This is a genomic window from Ruegeria sp. CDSA221, assembly GCF_059611825.1.
The window spans coordinates 455,160-474,407 of sequence record NZ_JBXWPK010000002.1 but is presented as its reverse complement, the minus strand read 5'-3'; the positions used below and the strand labels follow the sequence as shown (position 1 = coordinate 474,407).

Genomic DNA, 19,248 nt, shown 5'->3' with positions numbered 1-19,248 from the left:
GGGCCGTGCCCAGCTAAAGGCGCTGCGAAATTGGCGGATTAGGCAAAAGCTATTCAATCTGCTTTAGTAAATTGGTTTTTCTACGAATTTCCTCCAGCAACTTCTCTCGTGTCATATCCAAAGACATCTTACGCGCTTTCCACGTGACAGCATCTTTTCCATCCATCACTTCAATGAAGTGATCACTAAGAAAGCCGCGAATTTCATCCGCCAAAGCATAGTTTTTTCTAACTTTTGCAACATGCCTTAGCGCTACCAAGTGCGATATCTCGCTAGTTGTTTGTGGATCGGAATTGGAAGGCCGACCGATCATGGGAACCGACACTCCAAGCAGTTCTCTAGGGTCTTCTCCGATATTCTCAATAATCCAATTTGGAAATTGTGTGACGTGAATTCCAAGCAACGCCATACCTGCAGCCAACTCGGCGCGCTTTCCCTGTTTGAATAGCTTTCTTAGGAGCGTGATGGCCAAGGGCGTATTCAAGTCATCTGACAGCGCGGCAATGATTTGGGGATCCGGAGCTAGGTCTGAAGGAGCAAAAGTTCGCGTCGACAAAATCCAATCCGTCAGTTCGTCCTTAGCTTGTTCCGCCTTGGTTTCCGTCCAATCCATCGGCTTGCGATAATGAGTCTGCAGGAACACAAAGCGGATCACCTCTCCCGGCACGCCTTGCTCCAACAGGTCGCGCACGGTGAAGAAATTGCCCAGCGATTTGGACATCTTCTTCCCTTCGACCTGCAGCATCTCATTGTGCAGCCAGTAATTGGCAAAGACGTCTTGTTCATTTGCACAGCAGCTCTGGGCAATCTCGTTCTCATGGTGTGGGAACATCAAATCGTTGCCCCCACCATGAATATCAATGACGTGAGGATGCTGCAGCGCTTGTACAGACAAAGCGCCCTCAGCCAATGGTTGCTTCCACAACAAATCATCCGCCATCGCCGAGCATTCGATATGCCAACCCGGACGCCCTCGGCCCCAAGGAGACTCCCACCCGGGCAACTCGTCGGTAGACGGCTTCCACAGAACGAAATCCATCGGGTTCTTCTTATACGGCGCAACTTCGACCCGGGCACCCGCGATCATGTCATCCACGGACCGACCGGACAGGGCTCCGTACTGCTCTTTCCAACTGTCCACCGCGAACAGAACATGCCCTTCGGCCGCATAGGCGTGACCCTTGGCAATCAGATCCTCGATCATCGCGACCATCTGAGTAATATATTGCGTCGCGCGCGGCATCTCGGTCGGCTCCAACGCCCCCAGCGCGCCCATGTCGTGCAGATACCAGCCAATGGTCTCATCCGATCGTTCCTGCACCAAATCCTCCAGCGACCCTTTGGCCCCGGCCTTCTGTCGAGACAACGCGGTCGCGTTGATCTTGTCATCCACATCGGTGAAATTGCGCACATAGGTCACATGATCTGCGCCATAAACATGCCGCAGCAAACGATAGAGCACATCAAACACGACCACGGGCCGCGCGTTACCCAGATGGGCGCGGTCATAGACGGTAGGTCCACAGACATACATCCGCACATTGTCGGTGCTGATCGGAACGAAATCCTCTTTTGTCCGTGTCCGTGTGTTGTGCAGTTTGATCGTCTTCATCTGTCGGCTCCTAAGAACGGCATGGCGTCTCGCGTTGGCGCGGGCTTAGCAACTTGTCTCAGGGAAGAAAACGAAAGAAACCGGCCCGCTTGATAAATCAGCAGGTAATGCAGCAGAAAATGATGCAGGTCATCCGGTTCATGGATCATCCTCTAGCATGGCTATCCCGCCGCGCCAAGCCTTACGTTCTATCATGACCAGGGAGTGATTGGCGAACGCCTTGAATTGGAATAGGAAATTGACGCCATGTTCCGCAAACACCTGACCTTCTTGGTCGTGAATTCAGCAGCTCAGATCAGATTCAATCTGGAAATCTTGCTAGAACCGGAATGTCGTGCGCAGGTTGAACACATTCGAATCCAGCCCCCCATTCGATCGGGTAACGTCATTGAAATTCTGGCGCAGCGCCTCACCGCTGATGACGAAATTATTGCCAATCGGATAAGCGACACCAATGCCATAAACCGCTGCGGTATCGTTTTCGACCGTGGAATCCACGCGCGCCGCACCGATAACTACATATCCCAACGCATTGCCGAAATCGTATCCGCCGCGCAATTTCAGCCGGGTCATGCTATCCAGACTGCCTTCGCCCTGACCAAGATTCAGCGACAGCCGGTTATACTCAAGCTCACCACCCAACACGAACTTGCCGAAATCAAAGTCATACCCGAGATGAGGACCAAAGCTGGTGTCGCTGCCGCTTGAACCATTCGGCCCGTCTGCATCAGCATAGCCAAAGCTGAATCCCGCATAGGCACCGCTCCAATCCTCGGCCAAAGCCGGTGAGAAGCCGGATGTCGCCAGAGCAACAATTAATGCGATATGCGCCTTCCTACGATTCACCAAAAACCTTTCAGCAATGCTTTCGAGTATTCAGATCAATTTGCTACAAACTGGGCCGCATTCGTTAAAAAAGTGTTTAGCCTAGAGGCCCAATTCAAGTAAGCACAGGAATTATAGCAGATTTCGACCGCCTCGGGGAAAAATATCTTTAGGCAACAATCACTTGAGAATTTGCTTCGCTTTTCGGCATCAAGGTCGCAAATAGAACAGATAATGCCGTTCTGAATTGGAACACTGCGGCCACTGGATGAGGAACCAAATGCAGAACGAATTTTGGAAAATCCACCTGATCAGCCGCACAATCGGCGCGGATCGGGGACGTGCTGCCAGGGGGCGGCCGTCAGGCTTTTTGTAAGGCCTCTCAAAATACGTTTCTCACTATTGGATCCTAAACATGAACGACCAACCCCGTAACTCTTCCCGCAGTGGCGGACGTGCTGCGCGTCGTGCTGCCCGCGCATCTGCTCTGCCTGATCATCTGCGCCCTATCCGCCCGGGAATGGAGGGCGGACGCTACAAGCCACTGACTCAGCCACAAGTCGAACGCATTCACGAGGCCGCGCTGCAGGCGCTTGAAACCATAGGTCTGGCGGATGCTCCGCAAAGCGGGATCGACTATCTGGTTGGCGCGGGCTGCACACTTGGCGACGACGGACGCATCCGGTTTCCGCGCGCGCTGGTTGAAGACACCATTGCCAAAGCCAACCGCTCGGTCACTTTGTTCAGCCGGGATGGTCAAACCGACCTCGAATTGTCAGGCGCCAAGGTTCACTACGGAACCGCCGGAGCCGCCGTCAGCATGGTTGATGCCCATGGTCGCGAATACCGCGATTCAACCGTGCAGGATCTGCACGATGCCGCGCGGATTTGCCAACAGCTGGACAATATCCATTTTGTGCAGCGCCCCATGGTTTGCCGCGATATCTCTGACAATCTCGAGATGGATCTGAACACGATTTACGCTTGTACTTCAGGTACTTACAAGCATATCGGAACGTCGTTCACCGATCCCAGCTATGTCGCGCCAGCGATGGAAATGATCCATATGATCGCGGGCGGCGAAGACAAATGGCGCGAGCGGCCCTTCATGTCGAACTCGAACTGCTTTGTCGTGCCGCCGATGAAATTTGCCACCGAAAGCTGTCAGGTGATGGAGGAATGTATCAAGGCCGGAATGCCTGTTCTTCTGCTGTCTGCTGGAATGGCAGGGGCAACCGCCCCGTCCACGATCGCGGGCGCCATTGCCCAGGCCACAGCAGAATGCCTTGCCGGTTTGGTTTATGTAAATGCGGTAAAGCCAGGTGCTCCGGCGGTTTTCGGGACCTGGCCCTTTGGTCTGGACCTGCGAACCGGCGCGATGTCGGTCGGCTCTGGTGAACAGGCCCTGCTCAGCGCGGGCTGCGCCCAGATGCACAAATTCTACGACCTCCCGGGCGGAGCTGCAGCGGGTGCCTCGGATTCGAAGCTTCCGGATATGCAGGCCGGTTGGGAACAGATGTGTTCCAATGTCATGGTCGGCTTGTCCGGTCTGAACATGGTCTATGAAGCCGCTGGCATGCATTCGTCTCTATTGGGTTTTTGCTTTGAAAGCTTGATCTTAGGAGACGATCTTATCGGACAGGCACTGCGCTGCGTCCGCGGGATCGAAGTAACAGACGAGACATTGGCATTGGATCAGATGGCCGAGGTTTGCCTGGGTGGGCCCGGTCATTATCTGGGTACCGATGCCACGCTTGGCCGCATGCAGGCGGATTATGTGTACCCAACACTAGGAGATCGAACCTCTCCGAAAGAATGGGTCGAGATTGGTAAACCCGACCTGATCGAAAAAGCGACCGCGCGAAAACTTGAGATCCTGTCGACGCCGTCGCCGGCAACTTTCGATCCGGCATTGGATGCGCAGATTCGCAGCGCGTTCAACATTCATTTACCACGATAACCACTTATAAAAGCGGCCAGAATTCCTATCTGGCCGCCCTTCCTATCTATTGATCACCCGTTTGTGGAGGGCAGCAACCCGGCTTCCTGCGCGATTGCAACTTCATCCTGATCCAGCGCGCCGTCGCCATTTGCATCCATTGCTGCAAATCCGTTTGCGTCAACGTCTGGCACGACGGCCTGAACTTCTTCGATTGTCAGAACGCCGTCCCCATTGGTATCAGCCGCAGACTGCGCGAAAGCCAAAGTCGGCAGAGCAAAAGCAAGTGCGGAAAATGTGACCAGAGTATTCAGTTTCATTGTGATGCCTCCTGATAGAGTTTGTGTGTTTTGTGTCCGGACAAGCATCAAGAACACGCAATCACCACCAGTTGTCAGCCACTGAGTACCATCGCTTTGATTTCGCGCCAAACTCCGCGTGTTTGCCAGAGTCGCATCCGCGATCTGTCGCTGGGTAAAACTCCCCCAAACACGGTCGGCGGTTCTTGCCCGATGGGAAACAGGCAATATGGCGAGGCTCTGCCGAGTTAACGGCTTTAGGACAAAAAGAAAGGGGGCCGAAGCCCCCTGTCAGTTTCGCCATCCAGGCTCCATTCGTTGACCGCCCGGTGTTTTGTTTGCCTGCGGCCTGGACGTCGCATGGAACGAGCGCACCCGTTCCGTGAAAGAGTGGGAAAGAGCAAATATTCCGCCCCACCCTGTTCCCGGCCAACACGGGCATGTCGGCCGAGTGGACCAAGGCATCGAAGGTAAGTCTCTGCGCCTTGCTCCGTATTCGTCGGGGCCGGTAACTGTGGCAGCTTCCGACCCCTGCGCCCCGGGTTGCCGGGGCGCTTAACTCAGCTACACCCGCTTGTTGAGCCGCAGGTGTTGCACTTCATGCAGGTGCCGTTGCGCACCAGCGTGTAGTTTCCACATTCACCGCAGGGATCGCCCTCATAGCCTTGCATTTTGGCTTTGGTACGGGCGTCCATTCCGGTTGCGACGGCGGTTTCGGCCACCGGCGCTTCGAATGTGGCTGCGGTTTCGGCCATGCCGTTCACCACGTTCTGTCCGCCATTGAGAACCATCAGTTCCTGCGGCATCCGCTTGCGCAAGTAACCCGTCGAGCTGATTTGTTTCAGCACTTCCAATGACTTGGACGCCGCGCTTTCGCTGATCTCGGACACATTCGAGACGCCTTCTTCCTCGCCCCGGCCCAGATCGTCAAAGCTTGCGCCTTCGGGTTTCACATGGGCCAGATCGGTGCGGTCCAGATAGGACACGGCCAGTTCGCGGAAGATGTAGTCCAGGATCGACGTCGCATTTTTGATCGAGTCGTTGCCCTGCACCATCCCAGCGGGTTCGAACTTGGTGAAGGTAAAGGCATCCACGAACTCTTCCAGCGGCACACCATATTGCAGACCAACCGACACCGCGATAGCAAAGTTGTTCATCATCGCCCGGAAGCCCGCGCCTTCCTTGTGCATGTCGATGAAGATCTCGCCCAACTGTCCGTCTTCGAACTCACCGGTGCGCAGATAAACCTTGTGACCACCGACAATCGCTTTTTGGGTATAGCCCTTGCGGCGATGGGGCAGTTTTTCGCGATGGCTGCGGATCATTTCCTTGACCACAACTTTCTCGATCACCTTCTCGGCCAGAACGACGGCTTTTTCCTGCGGCGTCCCGGTTTCCAGAACTTCTGCTGCCTCTTCGTCATCCTCGACCAGCGCGGCGGCGAGCGGCTGCGACAGTTTCGAGCCGTCGCGATACAGCGCGTTGGCCTTCACACCCAGCGACCAGGACAGCTCATAGGCCTTCTGGCAGTCTTCGATGGTGGCGTCATTCGGCATGTTGATCGTCTTGCTGATCGCGCCTGAAATAAAGCTCTGAGCGGCGGCCATCATCGTGATGTGGCTATCAACACCCAGGAAACGCTTACCTTTCTTGCCACACGGATTGGCGCAGTCGAAGATCGAATAATGCTCTTCCTTAAGATGCGGCGCGCCTTCCAGCGTCATGGTTCCGCAAACGTGGTCGTTGGCCGCGTCGATATCCGCTTTGGTAAAGCCCAGATGGCGCAGCAGATCGAAGGTCGGGTCATTCAGCTTGGTCGCAGGAATGCCGAGAACGCCGGTGCAGAAATCCTCGCCCAGAGTCCACTGGTTAAACACGAACCGGATGTCGAAGGCGCTTTCGAGCGCGGCATCCACTTTGGCCAGTTCATTGGGGCCAAAGCCGTGACCCGTCAGCGAGGTGTGGTTGATCCCCGGAGCGTTGCCGATGGTGCCATGACCAACCGCGTAGCTGACGATCTCTTCAATCTGAGCCGAGGAATACCCCTGCTTTTCCAGCGCTGCAGGCACCGAGCGGTTGATGATTTTGAAATACCCGCCACCGGCCAGTTTCTTGAACTTCACCAAAGCAAAATCCGGCTCGATCCCAGTGGTGTCGCAATCCATTACCAGACCGATGGTTCCGGTTGGCGCAATCACAGTGGCCTGCGCGTTGCGGTAACCGTTCTGCTCACCCAGGCTCAGCGCTTCGTCCCAAGCTGACATCGCCAAATCAACCAAACGTTTATCCGGGCAGTTGCCATGGTCCAGAGGTACAGGCTTCACTGCCAGTTTCTCATACCCTTCAGTCACACCCTGAGATGCGCGTCGGTGGTTGCGGATGACCCGAAGCATGTTATCGGCGTTGCGCTCATAGCCATTGAACGGACCCAATTCGCCGGCGATCTCGGCCGAGGTTGCATAGGCTACACCGGTCATGATCGCGGTCAGCGCGCCACAGATCGCGCGGCCTTCATCCGAGTCATAGCTATAGCCCATGTTCATCAGCAGACCGCCGATATTGGCATAGCCCAAACCCAAAGTGCGGAAGTCATAGGACAGCTGCGCGATTTCCTTGGACGGGAACTGCGCCATGGTCACCGAGATCTCCAGCGTAAGGGTCCACAAGCGCGAGGCATGCATATAGTCCACTGCCTGGAACTCATCATCCTTGAGGAAAGTCAGCAAGTTCATCGACGCCAGGTTACAGGCCGTGTCGTCAAGGAACATATATTCCGAACACGGGTTCGATCCGCGAATCTCCCCATCTTTGGGGCATGTATGCCACTCGTTGACTGTGTCGTGAAACTGGATGCCAGGATCGGCGCAGGCCCAGGCCGCGTGGCCAACCTTTTCCCACAGGTCGCGCGCCTTGACGGTCTTGGCGACTTTCCCGTTTGTGCGGTTGACCAGTTCCCAGTCCGCGTCCTTCTCGACAGCGGTCAGGAAGGCGTTGGTTACGCGAATCGAGTTGTTCGAGTTCTGGCCCGAAACCGAGCTGTAGGCTTCCGAATCCCAATCCGTATCGTAGGTCGGGAATTCGATGCTATCGTGACCCTGCTTGGCGTAATCCAGAACGCGTTTGATGTAAGTCTCGGGGATCGCAACATTTTTCGCCTGGCGAACCGCCTTTTTCAGGCTGTCATTCGTCTTGGGATCATACGCGTCTTCCTGCGCGCCGTCCCAGCTGCGGATGGCCTCGAAAATGCCGTTCAGCATCTTCTCGTGCATCTTCGATCCGGCAACGATCGAGGCCACCTTCTGCTCTTCGATCACCTTCCATTCGATGAATTTCTCGATGTCTGGGTGATCTGCATCGACGATGACCATCTTTGCTGCTCGACGGGTCGTGCCGCCTGATTTAATCGCGCCAGCGGCGCGGTCGCCGATCTTGAGAAAGCCCATCAAACCCGAGGATTTACCGCCACCCGACAGTGCCTCGCCCTCGCCACGCAGGTGGCTAAAGTTGGTCCCGGTTCCGCTCCCGTATTTGAACAGGCGCGCCTCGCGGACCCACAGGTCCATAATGCCACCCTCGTTCACCAGATCATCATCTACGGACTGGATGAAACACGCATGCGGCTGCGGATGCTCATAGGCGGATTTCGATTTGGTCAGCTTGCCTGTCTTATAATCGACATAGTGGTGCCCCTGTGCCGGGCCATCGATTCCGTAAGCCCAGTGCAGGCCGGTATTGAACCATTGCGGGCTGTTCGGCGCAGCGCGCTGAGTCGCCAGCATATAACGCATCTCGTCGAAATAGGCGCTCGCGTCATCCTCGGTCGAGAAATAGCCACCTTTCCAGCCCCAATAGGCCCAGGCGCCGGCAAGCCGGTCAAACACCTGCTTGGACGAGATTTCGCCCCCAAATTCAGCGTCCTCAGCCGGAACAGAACGCCACAGAAATTCTGGGACATCCTTTTCCTTGACCTTCTTCAGCTTGGTTGGAACGCCTGCCTTGCGGAAATACTTCTGCGCGATGACGTCGCTTGCGACCTGGCTCCAACTGGTAGGAACCTCGATATCGTCTAGGCGGAAAACGATGGTCCCATCCGGGTTTCGGATTTCTGACGTCGCAGAAGCGAACTTAAGCTCTGCATAAGCATCCTGTCCCGATTTGGTAAATTTTCTGTCAATCTTCATGTCCGCCGCCCTAGATTCAATCAACTTGTCCCTTGGCTTTTGATCCCAATAAACGGACCATCTGCCCTAACCGAAAATCTTGGGCGCAGGAAACCGGCCGCTGCCCGAAGCAGCGTTACCCCGTTCCAACGGACGCACGTAAGTATGATGTGCTCTCCAGCCCTCGCCCTGTGCCACGTTCTGGATTTTCTACCAGATTTAGTGGCAGCACTTTCGGCCTATACAATCTGGCGTATTCACACATAGATCGTCAACGGCCTTTTTCCGCCATTTTTGGAATCTTTTATGTTGACCGATCCGCACAGACAAACTGGAGAAGGACAGTTTCCGATTCCTCCACAGAGTTATCCGCTATGGTTCGCCATCACCTGGCCAAGTCCGCAATACGATTAACCGTTCTTTCCGGCTTACTTATCGGGATTTGATAAACCAGCCTTAAGATGTCTAAGTTGAAATAGAATCAGCATCCGGCCGATTTCGACATTATTCAGAGGTGCGCGTAAAAGCACATCCAACAAAGGGCAGACCGATCAATGACCGCGTTTCGAACAATTTCCCTGTTTGCCCTGATCGTGGCCTGCACACCACAAGAAACGCCCGCCACATCGCGCAGCGCGCAGTTCTCGGCCTTTCCCGACAAGTTGTTTGCTACGTTCGAGACATCCTGCAACGGTCCGGGTGAGGAATTTAGGAAAATCGGAAATCGTCAGTTCGAGTGTCAGGAACTTCTGCCTCCGAAGACCACAGCATACCTGATTCTCAACTATGACGGCTATCCACAGAACCTACCCAAAAGTGTGACTCGGCTGACCGCCGAAAAAAATACAGGTGGCTATCTGGTTGAAGCGGATCTGTTTTTTAATGTGCCGCGCGAAACAGGGCCTGCTGCAAAAGTCCCTGTAGAAAGCAAAGAATTGGATAAAACCCTTAGCGCCATCTATCAAACGATGGGTGGGTCGCCATTTTAATTTTTGAAGAAGTGGTCGGGGCGGCAGGATTCGAACCTACGACCCCCTGTACCCAAAACAGGTGCGCTACCAGACTGCGCCACGCCCCGAACCGTGCGCCTTCCTAACCGTGCCGTTCTGATTTGAAAAGCCCTAACAGGGCCAAATTGCCGGACCATGTGAAAAAACTTTGTGCTGGATCTGTGTTCCGGGCGTGATCAGATAACGATCTGCGAGACCAGCGTTGATTTCCAACACCGCGAATACCGAATCGCCCCCTCCGATAGGGGTCAAATCACCGGGAATCGCGTTGTGATGAACTTTCGTTACCATACCCGTCTTATCTATGAAGATCAGGTCCAGAGGAATCAGCGTGTTCTTCATCCAGAACGCAACAGGTTGCGGCGGGTCGAATACAAACAGCATTCCTGAACGTACCGGAAGCGATTCTCGAAACATGAGTCCGCGCGATCGCTCCTGTGGCGACACGGCGAGTTCAATATCAAAGCCGATTTGGGACTTATCATTTTTCAGGCTAACACGATCTGTACGACAGGCGGCGTCTGCGCCACCGGCCCAAAGTAACAAGACAACAGTCAGAACCTTGAAAAGCCCTGCCATGACAGATCAGTCATCCATAGCTGCTTCCCAGGCCATAACCTGGGCCGCCATCCGACCACGCTGTCCGTCTATGACCCGCATGGCCAATGCTTCACCGGGTTGCAGATCCGCAAGCCCCGAACGGCGTAGAACCTCAATATGCAGGAACACATCCTCGCCACGCCCGAATACATTAGCGAAGCCAAACCCTTTGCCCTTGTCGAACCACTTAACCCGCGCAGCCACCAAAGGGGCCGCTGCAATCTCAACTGGATCAAGTTCAGCAAAATCCGCGAGCATCATCGTATCGGCGCGCGCTGGCGGATCGACGCTGATGACTTCGACAGCTTGCACACCGCGATCAGTGCGATGCGTCATAATTTCGATGCCCGCCCCGTCTGCAACCGAGCTTTGACCGAAATTACGCAAAACGTTTACGTGCAGCAGAATATCCGGCCCACCTTCATCCGATACGACAAAGCCGTATCCTTTGGCAGGGTCGAACCATTTAACGTGTCCTCGGACGCGGTACATGTTGTTCAGATCTTCTGGCACTGTGGTCCCACTGCGTTTTTTTTCACTTTATTAAGGGTCCGATGTGTATGGGATTGACGCGCAAATTCAAGGTGAAAAATCCCTTTGTTATCTGCGCATTGCAATTCGCGACACGTGAACGTCATGGATTCAACCTCTGAATCTGCCATTCGGAAGCAGCGTCATCCCGGCACCACCTGAACCTGTCATGCAGACGAAATGCGCCGTCTGCCCAGAATTCGATTTCCGTCGGCACAAGCCGGTAACCACCCCAAAATTTAGGGCGCGGAGGGTTAGGGCCAAGCCTTGCGGTCACTTTCGCCACATCCGCCATCAGCGCGGAACGGCTGCTAAGCGGCTGAGATTGCTTGGACGCCCATGCACCAAGCCGACTTTTCAATGACCTGGAGGCATAATATTCATCAGCCTTTGGTCCATCCTCGCGCGTGATTGTACCACGAACGCGGACTTGACGCCGCAAAGATTTCCAATGCATCACGAAGGCCGCCTTGCCAGCATTGTCCAACTCGCCCGCCTTGGTACTTTCGTAATTTGTGTAGAAAACGAAGGCGTCGGATTCGATCTCTTTCAACAGCACCATTCGTACATTGGGCATACCATCTTCGCCCACGGTTGCCAGTGCAATCGCGTTAGGATCGTTGGGTTCACTCTTCACAGCTTCACCCAGCCACCGCCCTGCTATTGCAAATGGGTCGGTTCCTGCGAAGATGCCATCACGTTCGCTCATTTCCATCCCCTGGAAACTATTGAGGGATACCCTAGGGCGAGTTCCCGCCACGGGCAAGAGTGCACGGCCTTGAAGCAGACCAGCCAATGGCATAAACCAACGCAACATAACGCGAAGACAGGCGGAGAACCGAACATGTCAAATCAGTTGATGGCCGGAAAGCGCGGCCTCATCATGGGACTGGCCAATGACAAATCAATCGCATGGGGAATCGCCCGCGCCTTGTCCGAGGCCGGGGCCGAGTTAGCATTCTCATATCAAGGGGATGCCTTGAAAAAGCGCGTTGACCCTCTGGCGGCACAGCTGGGCAGTGAGATCGTCCTGCCTTGCGATGTCAGCGATGAAGCCTCGATCGACGGTTTGTTCGATGCGCTGTCCGAGAAATGGGGAAAGCTGGACTTTGTTGTCCACGCAATCGGTTTTTCAGACAAGAATGAGCTACGCGGGCGCTACGTTGATACGTCGCGGGCGAATTTCAACCTCACGATGGACGTGTCGGTTTATTCCTTTACCGCCGTGATGCAGCGTGCCGAAAAGATGATGACCGAAGGCGGCAGCGCCATCACCCTGACCTATTACGGTGCCGAACAGGTGATGCCGCATTATAATGTCATGGGCGTTGCCAAAGCCGCGCTGGAAGCATCGGTCAAATATCTGGCCGAGGATTTAGGCAAGGACGGCATTCGTGTGAATGCGATCTCGGCCGGGCCGATCAAGACGCTGGCCGCCAGCGGTATCGGGGACTTCCGCTATATCATGAAGTGGAACGAATATAACTCACCCCTGCGCCGCAATGTGACCATCGACGATGTGGGCAACTCGGCGCTGTATCTGCTTTCCGATCTAAGCGGCGGTGTCACTGGTGAGAACCTGCATGTGGATTCGGGATACCATATCGTCGGCATGAAAGCAGTTGATGCTCCAGACGTTGAGAAGGGTTGAATCATGAGTGCCAAGGACCGCCTGCCCCACGAAAAAGGCTTTCACATCAGCTGGGATCAGATTCACCGCGATTCCCGAGCGCTCGCTTGGCGGCTGGATGGGCAAGGTCCGGATGATGGAGCCTGGCGTGGCGTCGTTGCCATTACCCGTGGCGGCATGGCACCGGCGATGATTGTCAGCCGCGAGCTGGACATTCGCACAGTCGACACGATCAGCGTGCGCTCCTACCATCATCAGGATCAAGGCGAAGCCGAAGTGCTCAAAGCGCCCGACGCTGACCTCATGGGCGACGGCACCGGAATCCTGATTGTCGACGATCTGGTCGACAGTGGCAAAACTCTGGAACTGGTGCGGGCGATGTATCCCAAGGCGCATTTCGCGACGGTTTATGCCAAGCCGAAAGGCCGCCCGATGGTTGACACTTTCATCACCGAAGTCAGCCAGGACACCTGGATTTTCTTCCCGTGGGATATGGCTTTGCAATATGTCGAACCCTACCGGGGCACGGATTGATCCGGCCCAAGCGCAGCAACTGACTGGGGCGTTGAGATGACCCGGACACGCACCGCCGCCACCTTTCCGCCCCCAGTCATGGAGGCGCGCCGGTGGATTGAAGGCGTGACCTTCCCTGAAGACCAGCCCTTGATAAATGTAAGTCAGGCGGCCCCCGTCGATCCGCCTCCACTTGAGATGCGTCAGGCTTTGGCGGCTTATGCGTCGACCGAGGATTCCGCTCATCTCTATGGCCCGGTTCTGGGCAACAGCGCCCTCAGGTCTGAGCTGGCCAGCCAGATTTCGGATCATTATGGCGCACCTGTCGTACAGGAACAGGTTGCCATTACCTCTGGCTGCAATCAGGCCTTCGCCGCTGCGATTTCCTCCATCACAGACCAAGGGGATGAAGTCATTCTGCCCACGCCGTGGTATTTCAACCATAAAATGTGGTTGGATATGACAGGTGTTAACGCCATTGATCTGAGAACTGATGATGACCTGTTGCCAGACGCGAACGCGGCACGGGACTTGATCACCGAAAGGACTCGGGCCATTGCCCTGGTCACCCCGAACAATCCCGGAGGCGTCGAATATCCCTCCGAACTGCTAAGCGCATTCTTCGAACTGTCGCGCGAAACCGGAATTAAGCTTTTGGTTGATGAGACCTACCGCGATTTCGACAGCCGCAGCGGCCCGCCCCATGATCTGTTCGCTCAGCCGGGCTGGGATGACACTCTGATTCATCTATATTCGTTTTCAAAGGCCTACCGTCTGACCGGTCACCGAGTAGGTGCTGTTGCGACCAGTCCGTCGCTGCTGTCTGAGATTGAGAAATTTCTGGATACCGTCGCGATCTGTCCAAACCAAATCGGTCAGTTTGGTGCGCTTTGGGGGATGCAAAACCTGTCGCAATGGCTGGCCGATGAACGAAGGGAAATCCTCGACCGTCGCGCTGTCATTACAAGACAACTTCCCAAACTGACCAGTAAAGGATGGCGGTTGCTTGGGTTGGGCGCCTATTTTGCCTATTTCGAACACCCGTTTGACATCTCTTCGGATGATTTAGCCCATCGGCTGGTCACGGATGCCAGCATTCTGTTGCTGCCAGGCACGATGTTCATGCCCGACCACGACCCGGCCGGGAAACGACAAGTCCGCATCGCATTTGCCAATCTTGATCGCAACGGAATTACGGAATTGTTTGACCGCCTGCACGCTCTCTCCTTCTAAGCTTGCCCCTCGGCGGTGCGCGTCGTATTCAGGGCCGCAACCGACAGGGCAAATACTTGCCGAATAAAACAAGAGGGCACCATGGCCGCAGGCATGAAAAATCTATCAAAGACCTTTGTCTGGATCCTCATGGGTCTTTTGATGCTGGGCCTTGCAGGATTTGGCGCGACCAGCCTGACTGGAACTGTGCACACTGTGGCGCAGGTGGGCAACGAAGATATCTCGATTGACGATTACGTCCGCGAACTTCAGCGAGAAATCCGCGCGGTCGAAAGCCAGACCGGCCAGCCCCTGCAAATGTCACAGGCCCGCGATTTTGGCTTGGACCAGCTGGCTCTGTCACGCCTCACCGCGCTGGCGGCTCTGGATAACGAAGTTGGTCTGCTGGGTATTTCGATCGGCGATGAAAATTTGCAGGAAGAAATCGTCTCGATCCCTGCGTTTCAGGGGCCTGACGGTTCTTTCGACCGTGAGGCATATCGCTTTCAGCTTGAACAGGTTGGTATGACCGACACCGAGTTTGAAACCGATCTGAGGAAAGAATCCGCACGGACCATCGTGCAGGATGCCGTGGTCAGCGGAGTAGAAATGCCCTCGATCCTGACTGAAGTTCTGACAGACTTTGTCGGTGCGCGCCGCAGCTTTACTGTTGCAACCGTTTCACCCGAAGCTTTGGCAGAGCCGGTTGCAACCCCAACCGATGAACAAATCCAGGCCTATTACGACGAGAACCAGGACCAGTTTTCCCTGCCCCGCACCAAAAAGCTGACCTATACGATTCTGTCGCCCAATATGCTGCTGGATAGTGTCGAGGTGGACGAAGATTCAGTTCTCCGGCTTTTCGAACAGCGCGCAGACGAGTTTCAGCAACCCGAACGCCGCCTTGTTGAACGCCTTTCTTTTTCTGATGACGCCGCTGCGCAAGATGCCATGGCACAGATTGAAGTTGGCGGGACAACCTTCGAACAACTTGTCCGTGACCGTGAGCTTGAACTGAGCGACGTGGATCTGGGCGACGTTACCCGCGACGACCTAGGCGATGCGGCCGAGGCCATTTTCGCGGCTGAACTGGACACTGTTGTTGGACCTCTGCCCTCGGTATTCGGCCCTGCCCTTTTCCGCATCAACGGCTCGCTGGCTGAGAACAACACTCCCTTCGAAGACGCCGCCCCAGCTCTGCGCGAAGAGTTGGCCGCAGACCGTGCGCGCCGCCAGATCGAGGCTCAGTCCGAAGACATCAATGACCTGCTTGCAGGCGGGGCAACACTTGAGGAGTTGGCAGCCGAGACCGGGATGGAGCTGGGGCAGATCGACTGGACTCGCGCCAGTCAGGATGGCGTGGCCGCATATGACGGTTTCCGCAGTGCAGCCGAAGCCGTGCAAGACGGAGATTTTCCCGAGATTGCATTCCTTGAGGACGGTTCGATCTTTGCGCTGCGCCTGAACGAAACGCTGCCTCGTCGGCCTGAACCGCTGGAATCAGCGCGTGATCTCGTTGCGGCGGCCTGGACACAGGTTCAAACTGACAAAGCGTTGGAAGACCACGCGAATGCCGTGTTGGAGCAGTTGCAGGAGAACGGGGATTTCACCACGACCGGTCTACTTCACCGCGTGGAAAACGCTCTGACACGAACTGCATTTCTGGAAGATGTACCCGCTGGTTTCATGCCGGAAGTGTTCGACATGGAACTAGGAAGCTATCGCGTCGTTCCCGGTGCCGGGGTCGCGTTGATCGTTCGACTTGACGAATTGTTGCCCCCTGCCGAGACCGATGAACGCCGTCAGGTTCAACAGGCGCTGGCCGCTCAGCTGAATCAGGCTCTGGCACAGAACATTTTCGATGCCTATGTTCGCGACGCCCAGGCCCGCGCCCGTCCTGTGGTGGATCAGCAAGCACTGAACGCCGTTCAGGCGAGCTATTAATTAAGAGACCGAATATGGCCCTGACCCCAGAGTTTGACAGCTTCGCCCGCGCCTATGAGGCCGGCGAAAACCAGGTCGTTTACACCCGTCTGGCAGCCGATCTTGATACGCCTGTCTCCTTGATGCTGAAACTGACCGGAGCGCAAAAAGACGCCTTTATGCTCGAGTCGGTGACTGGTGGCGAGGTCCGCGGACGGTATTCGATCATCGGTATGAAACCCGACCTGATCTGGCGCTGTCGCGCTGAGACCTCGGAACTGAACCGCTCGGCCCGGTTCGACCCGGACGCTTTCACGGCGCAGGATGGCGATCCGATGGACAACCTTCGGACGCTTCTGGCCGAAAGCCGGATCGAGCTGCCTGACGACCTTCCACAAGCTGCGGCGGGACTATTTGGCTATCTCGGTTATGACATGGTGCGCTTGGTCGAGCATCTGCCGAACATCAACCCCGACCCTTTGGGCCTGCCGGATGCCGTCATGCTGCGCCCTTCTGTCGTCGCGGTTCTGGATGGTGTGAAGGGCGAAGTCACGGTCGTTTCCCCCGCCTGGGTCAGCGATGGCCAGTCGGCCAAGGCTGCATATGCCCAGGCAGCCGAGCGCGTTATGGACGCAGTGCGCGATCTGGAGCGGGCGATGCCTGCTGAAACACGCGACCTTGGCGATGCGTACGAAGTTGCCCCGCCCGTCTCGAATTTTACCAAATCCGGCTATCTGGAAGCGGTCGAGAAGGCCAAGGAATACATCCGCGCTGGTGATATCTTTCAGGTAGTGCCAGCGCAGCGCTGGACGCAGGATTTCCCGCTGCCTCCATTTGCGCTGTACCGGTCGCTGCGGCGAACAAACCCGTCGCCCTTCATGTTCTATTTTAACTTTGGCGGGTTTCAGGTGATCGGCGCCAGCCCGGAAATCCTGGTGCGCGTGTTTGGCAATGAAGTCACCATACGACCCATCGCCGGGACGCGTCCACGTGGAGCGACCCCGGAAGAGGACAAGGCTTACGAAATTGAATTGCTGGCCGACAAGAAAGAACTGGCCGAACATCTGATGCTGTTGGATCTAGGCCGCAATGACACCGGGCGGGTTTCAAAGATCGGAACGGTGCGCCCGACCGAAGAGTTCATCATTGAACGGTACAGCCATGTTATGCACATCGTTTCAAACGTTGTGGGTGAGTTGGCCGAGGGTAAAGATGCGCTGGACGCCTTTTTTGCGGGAATGCCCGCGGGGACTGTCTCGGGCGCCCCCAAGGTACGAGCCATGGAAATCATTGATGAGCTTGAGCCGGAAAAACGCGGTGTCTACGGCGGCGGCGTCGGCTATTTCAGTGCCGGCGGAGACATGGACATGTGTATCGCCCTGCGAACGGCCATCGTTCAGGATCAAAAGCTATATATTCAGGCCGGTGGTGGCGTTGTGTATGATAGCGATCCAGAGGCTGAATTCATGGAAACCGTCCACAAGTCCAACGCGATCAGACGCGCTGCGGCTGACGCGGCCCGATTTACGCTGTCCGGCAAGAATTGATAAAGGCAGCCCGTCTGGGCTGCCTGTTTCGGGGAAGGATGTGATCGGGCTTATTGTGCCCCTTGCATCATCACCGCCGAAATAGGCGCCATTGCTACGCGGCCTCCGCGATCTTCCAGACCCCAAAGCAGCAAGGCGGATATGGTATCCGGGCGCAACCGGCCCAACATGACAACAGTGCCCTCCTGCCCGGCCCGGAACGCAGCCTGGTCCAGGAAACGTCGCATGATTTTTGCATCCTGCCGCGCGCCGTCGATATCTCTGAAAATTACCGCAGACGGAATTCCATTACGGGAGGCCAACTTCTGTACCGTGTTGAGCCCGTTATCCTGAGTGATCAGTCCTCGACCCGTTCCACCGGCGATGGCGGCGACCTGATCCGCCAGTTTCCGGTTACCCTGGATGCCGGATCCATCACCTTCAAGAATTCCTACCGTTTCGGGCAACGCTTCAAGCCACACCGAAAGCGATACCTCAGCATCCTGTGCGCTGGCCGCCTTTGGCAGGTCAGCAGTGACCATCACTTCGAACCCGGCCGCCCGATGTCGAGCCATTTTCTCAGCTGCATCGGGGTCTGATGGGCGCACCGCAAACGTAAGCGGATATGGAAAATCCTGAAGCGCCTCGGCGCCATATGCACCCTCATCGTCAATCAGAATGATCGACATGAGGGGTTTGGAATCCGGATTGTCAAACTTCTCTGCGAAGGCCTCGATCGGTTTACCTACAGGAACCTCTTCCTGCGGATCTTGGGCTACTTCATCATCTCGTTCAGTCAAAGGCACTACACGACGCCCGATAGTGGTATTTCCCGACGTGTTTTCCTCTGCGCCGATCTGCGGAACCGAGGCGATACGCGGTAGCGGCTGACTGGGCAGCGCGTCCTCGTCCCCTTCCACTGCGATTGGGTTATCCTCCGGATTCACCTCCAGCTCGATTGATTCCGAAGGCGAGACTTCGGGCAAGGGCTCGGCAAGAGCAACCTGATCAGCCGGTGGTTCAGGGGCATCTTCTGCGGCATCTGGGCTGAGGTCGGCAAGCGGCGCAGGCTGAACGGGGACAGGCATTCGCGGAACGACCGGGGCCTCACTCGAGATGCTTACGGAATCCGCCTCGCTGGGCGTCGGCGCTTCGACCGGAACGCTTACGTCATTCACTACCGGCTGGCTGTCCGGGGCGTTCTCAGCTTCGGATAAACCGGCCAGAGAATCCTCTTCTTCGACTTCATTCTCGGGCGTCTGCGCAGGGAGTTTGAGCAGATTGGCATCTGCACCCGCCTCAGCGACAACCTCGGAGCTCTCCGACGTCTGCACTGGTGCAGGTTCTGGTGCGACTGTCGCTATGGACGGCTTTTTCGACAGCGGCGCGTTGAGCGAAAAGACTGCCCCCAGCACCACAACGACAACTGCGCCTGCGATCATTCCGCCGACAAATCCGCCCATAATAT

Annotated in this window: 15 protein-coding genes and 1 tRNA gene; 7 read left to right on the top strand and 9 right to left on the bottom strand. The window is 55.9% G+C overall.

What is annotated here, in order from left to right:
* Positions 1-49 precede the first annotated feature (49 nt).
* Together cysS and AC2FJ5_RS04715 are read right to left on the bottom strand one after the other, a co-directional pair.
* The gene (cysS, locus tag AC2FJ5_RS04720; protein ID WP_496792612.1) at positions 50-1,612 is read right to left on the bottom strand and encodes a cysteine--tRNA ligase; all 1,563 of its coding nucleotides are present in this window, start codon (positions 1,610-1,612) and stop codon (positions 50-52) included.
* Positions 1,613-1,930: 318 nt separating this feature from the next.
* The gene (locus AC2FJ5_RS04715) at positions 1,931-2,458 is read right to left on the bottom strand and encodes an outer membrane protein (RefSeq protein ID WP_496691196.1); all 528 of its coding nucleotides are present in this window, start codon (positions 2,456-2,458) and stop codon (positions 1,931-1,933) included.
* Positions 2,459-2,852: 394 nt separating this feature from the next.
* Here AC2FJ5_RS04715 and AC2FJ5_RS04710 point away from each other — a divergent pair, with 394 nt between their 5' ends.
* The gene (locus tag AC2FJ5_RS04710; RefSeq protein WP_496792611.1) at positions 2,853-4,397 is read left to right on the top strand and encodes a trimethylamine methyltransferase family protein; all 1,545 of its coding nucleotides are present in this window, start codon (positions 2,853-2,855) and stop codon (positions 4,395-4,397) included.
* Positions 4,398-4,450: 53 nt separating this feature from the next.
* Here the strand turns inward: AC2FJ5_RS04710 and AC2FJ5_RS04705 are convergent, their stop codons facing one another.
* Positions 4,451-4,696, bottom strand: a complete 246-nt coding sequence (locus AC2FJ5_RS04705; protein WP_142633639.1) for an EF-hand domain-containing protein — start codon at positions 4,694-4,696, stop codon at positions 4,451-4,453.
* Positions 4,697-5,235: 539 nt separating this feature from the next.
* Complete coding sequence (locus tag AC2FJ5_RS04700; protein ID WP_496691195.1) at positions 5,236-8,856, bottom strand: vitamin B12-dependent ribonucleotide reductase; 3,621 nt, start codon at positions 8,854-8,856, stop codon at positions 5,236-5,238.
* A gap of 572 nt (positions 8,857-9,428) precedes the next feature.
* On the opposite strand from AC2FJ5_RS04700, the gene AC2FJ5_RS04695 reads away from it, so the two are divergent.
* Entirely contained in the window at positions 9,429-9,824 is a 396-nt protein-coding gene (locus AC2FJ5_RS04695) for a hypothetical protein (RefSeq protein ID WP_496792610.1), read from the top strand.
* A 12-nt stretch (positions 9,825-9,836) separates the two neighbouring features.
* Here the strand turns inward: AC2FJ5_RS04695 and AC2FJ5_RS04690 are convergent.
* The 4 genes from AC2FJ5_RS04690 to pdxH all read right to left on the bottom strand — a co-directional run bounded on the left by AC2FJ5_RS04690 (position 9,837) and on the right by pdxH (position 11,685).
* Positions 9,837-9,913, bottom strand: a tRNA-Pro gene (locus AC2FJ5_RS04690).
* Between the two features lie 43 nt (positions 9,914-9,956).
* Positions 9,957-10,424, bottom strand: coding sequence for a DUF192 domain-containing protein (locus AC2FJ5_RS04685; protein WP_281972048.1), 468 nt, complete (start codon positions 10,422-10,424; stop codon positions 9,957-9,959).
* A gap of 6 nt (positions 10,425-10,430) precedes the next feature.
* Positions 10,431-10,937, bottom strand: coding sequence for a cold-shock protein (locus AC2FJ5_RS04680; protein WP_282021219.1), 507 nt, complete (start codon positions 10,935-10,937; stop codon positions 10,431-10,433).
* 142 nt (positions 10,938-11,079) lie between these two features.
* Positions 11,080-11,685, bottom strand: a complete 606-nt coding sequence (gene pdxH / locus AC2FJ5_RS04675; RefSeq protein ID WP_496704548.1) for a pyridoxamine 5'-phosphate oxidase — start codon at positions 11,683-11,685, stop codon at positions 11,080-11,082.
* 135 nt (positions 11,686-11,820) lie between these two features.
* On the opposite strand from pdxH, the gene fabI reads away from it, so the two are divergent.
* From fabI to trpE, 5 genes are all read left to right on the top strand, one after another.
* Positions 11,821-12,627: an enoyl-ACP reductase FabI gene (fabI, locus tag AC2FJ5_RS04670; protein WP_142633624.1), complete on the top strand. Its 807-nt coding sequence runs from the start codon at positions 11,821-11,823 to the stop codon at positions 12,625-12,627.
* 3 nt (positions 12,628-12,630) lie between these two features.
* Positions 12,631-13,140: a xanthine phosphoribosyltransferase gene (gpt, locus tag AC2FJ5_RS04665; RefSeq protein WP_496688181.1), complete on the top strand. Its 510-nt coding sequence runs from the start codon at positions 12,631-12,633 to the stop codon at positions 13,138-13,140.
* Positions 13,141-13,176: 36 nt separating this feature from the next.
* Positions 13,177-14,352 (top strand): aminotransferase, encoded by a 1,176-nt coding sequence (locus AC2FJ5_RS04660; protein WP_496792608.1) that lies wholly within the window; start codon positions 13,177-13,179, stop codon positions 14,350-14,352.
* 81 nt (positions 14,353-14,433) lie between these two features.
* Complete coding sequence (locus AC2FJ5_RS04655; RefSeq protein WP_496792607.1) at positions 14,434-16,275, top strand: peptidylprolyl isomerase; 1,842 nt, start codon at positions 14,434-14,436, stop codon at positions 16,273-16,275.
* A 14-nt stretch (positions 16,276-16,289) separates the two neighbouring features.
* Complete coding sequence (gene trpE / locus AC2FJ5_RS04650) at positions 16,290-17,801, top strand: anthranilate synthase component I (protein WP_142633617.1); 1,512 nt, start codon at positions 16,290-16,292, stop codon at positions 17,799-17,801.
* A 50-nt stretch (positions 17,802-17,851) separates the two neighbouring features.
* Here trpE and AC2FJ5_RS04645 read toward each other — a convergent pair whose 3' ends face one another.
* Positions 17,852-19,243, bottom strand: a complete 1,392-nt coding sequence (locus AC2FJ5_RS04645) for a divergent polysaccharide deacetylase family protein (protein WP_496792605.1) — start codon at positions 19,241-19,243, stop codon at positions 17,852-17,854.
* Positions 19,244-19,248: the final 5 nt, after the last annotated feature.

Excerpts from the sequence above, each read along its gene's own strand:
- cysS (WP_496792612.1), bottom strand. The coding sequence starts at position 1,612 with ATGAAGACGATCAAACTGCACAACACACGGACACGGACAAAAGAGGAT.
- AC2FJ5_RS04710 (WP_496792611.1), top strand. The coding sequence starts at position 2,853 with ATGAACGACCAACCCCGTAACTCTTCCCGCAGTGGCGGACGTGCTGCG.
- AC2FJ5_RS04705 (WP_142633639.1), bottom strand. The coding sequence starts at position 4,696 with ATGAAACTGAATACTCTGGTCACATTTTCCGCACTTGCTTTTGCTCTG.
- AC2FJ5_RS04700 (WP_496691195.1), bottom strand. The coding sequence starts at position 8,856 with ATGAAGATTGACAGAAAATTTACCAAATCGGGACAGGATGCTTATGCA.
- AC2FJ5_RS04685 (WP_281972048.1), bottom strand. The coding sequence starts at position 10,424 with ATGGCAGGGCTTTTCAAGGTTCTGACTGTTGTCTTGTTACTTTGGGCC.
- AC2FJ5_RS04680 (WP_282021219.1), bottom strand. The coding sequence starts at position 10,937 with ATGTACCGCGTCCGAGGACACGTTAAATGGTTCGACCCTGCCAAAGGA.
- pdxH (WP_496704548.1), bottom strand. The coding sequence starts at position 11,685 with ATGAGCGAACGTGATGGCATCTTCGCAGGAACCGACCCATTTGCAATA.
- fabI (WP_142633624.1), top strand. The coding sequence starts at position 11,821 with ATGTCAAATCAGTTGATGGCCGGAAAGCGCGGCCTCATCATGGGACTG.
- gpt (WP_496688181.1), top strand. The coding sequence starts at position 12,631 with ATGAGTGCCAAGGACCGCCTGCCCCACGAAAAAGGCTTTCACATCAGC.
- AC2FJ5_RS04660 (WP_496792608.1), top strand. The coding sequence starts at position 13,177 with ATGACCCGGACACGCACCGCCGCCACCTTTCCGCCCCCAGTCATGGAG.
- AC2FJ5_RS04655 (WP_496792607.1), top strand. The coding sequence starts at position 14,434 with ATGGCCGCAGGCATGAAAAATCTATCAAAGACCTTTGTCTGGATCCTC.
- trpE (WP_142633617.1), top strand. The coding sequence starts at position 16,290 with ATGGCCCTGACCCCAGAGTTTGACAGCTTCGCCCGCGCCTATGAGGCC.
- AC2FJ5_RS04645 (WP_496792605.1), bottom strand. The coding sequence starts at position 19,243 with ATGGGCGGATTTGTCGGCGGAATGATCGCAGGCGCAGTTGTCGTTGTG.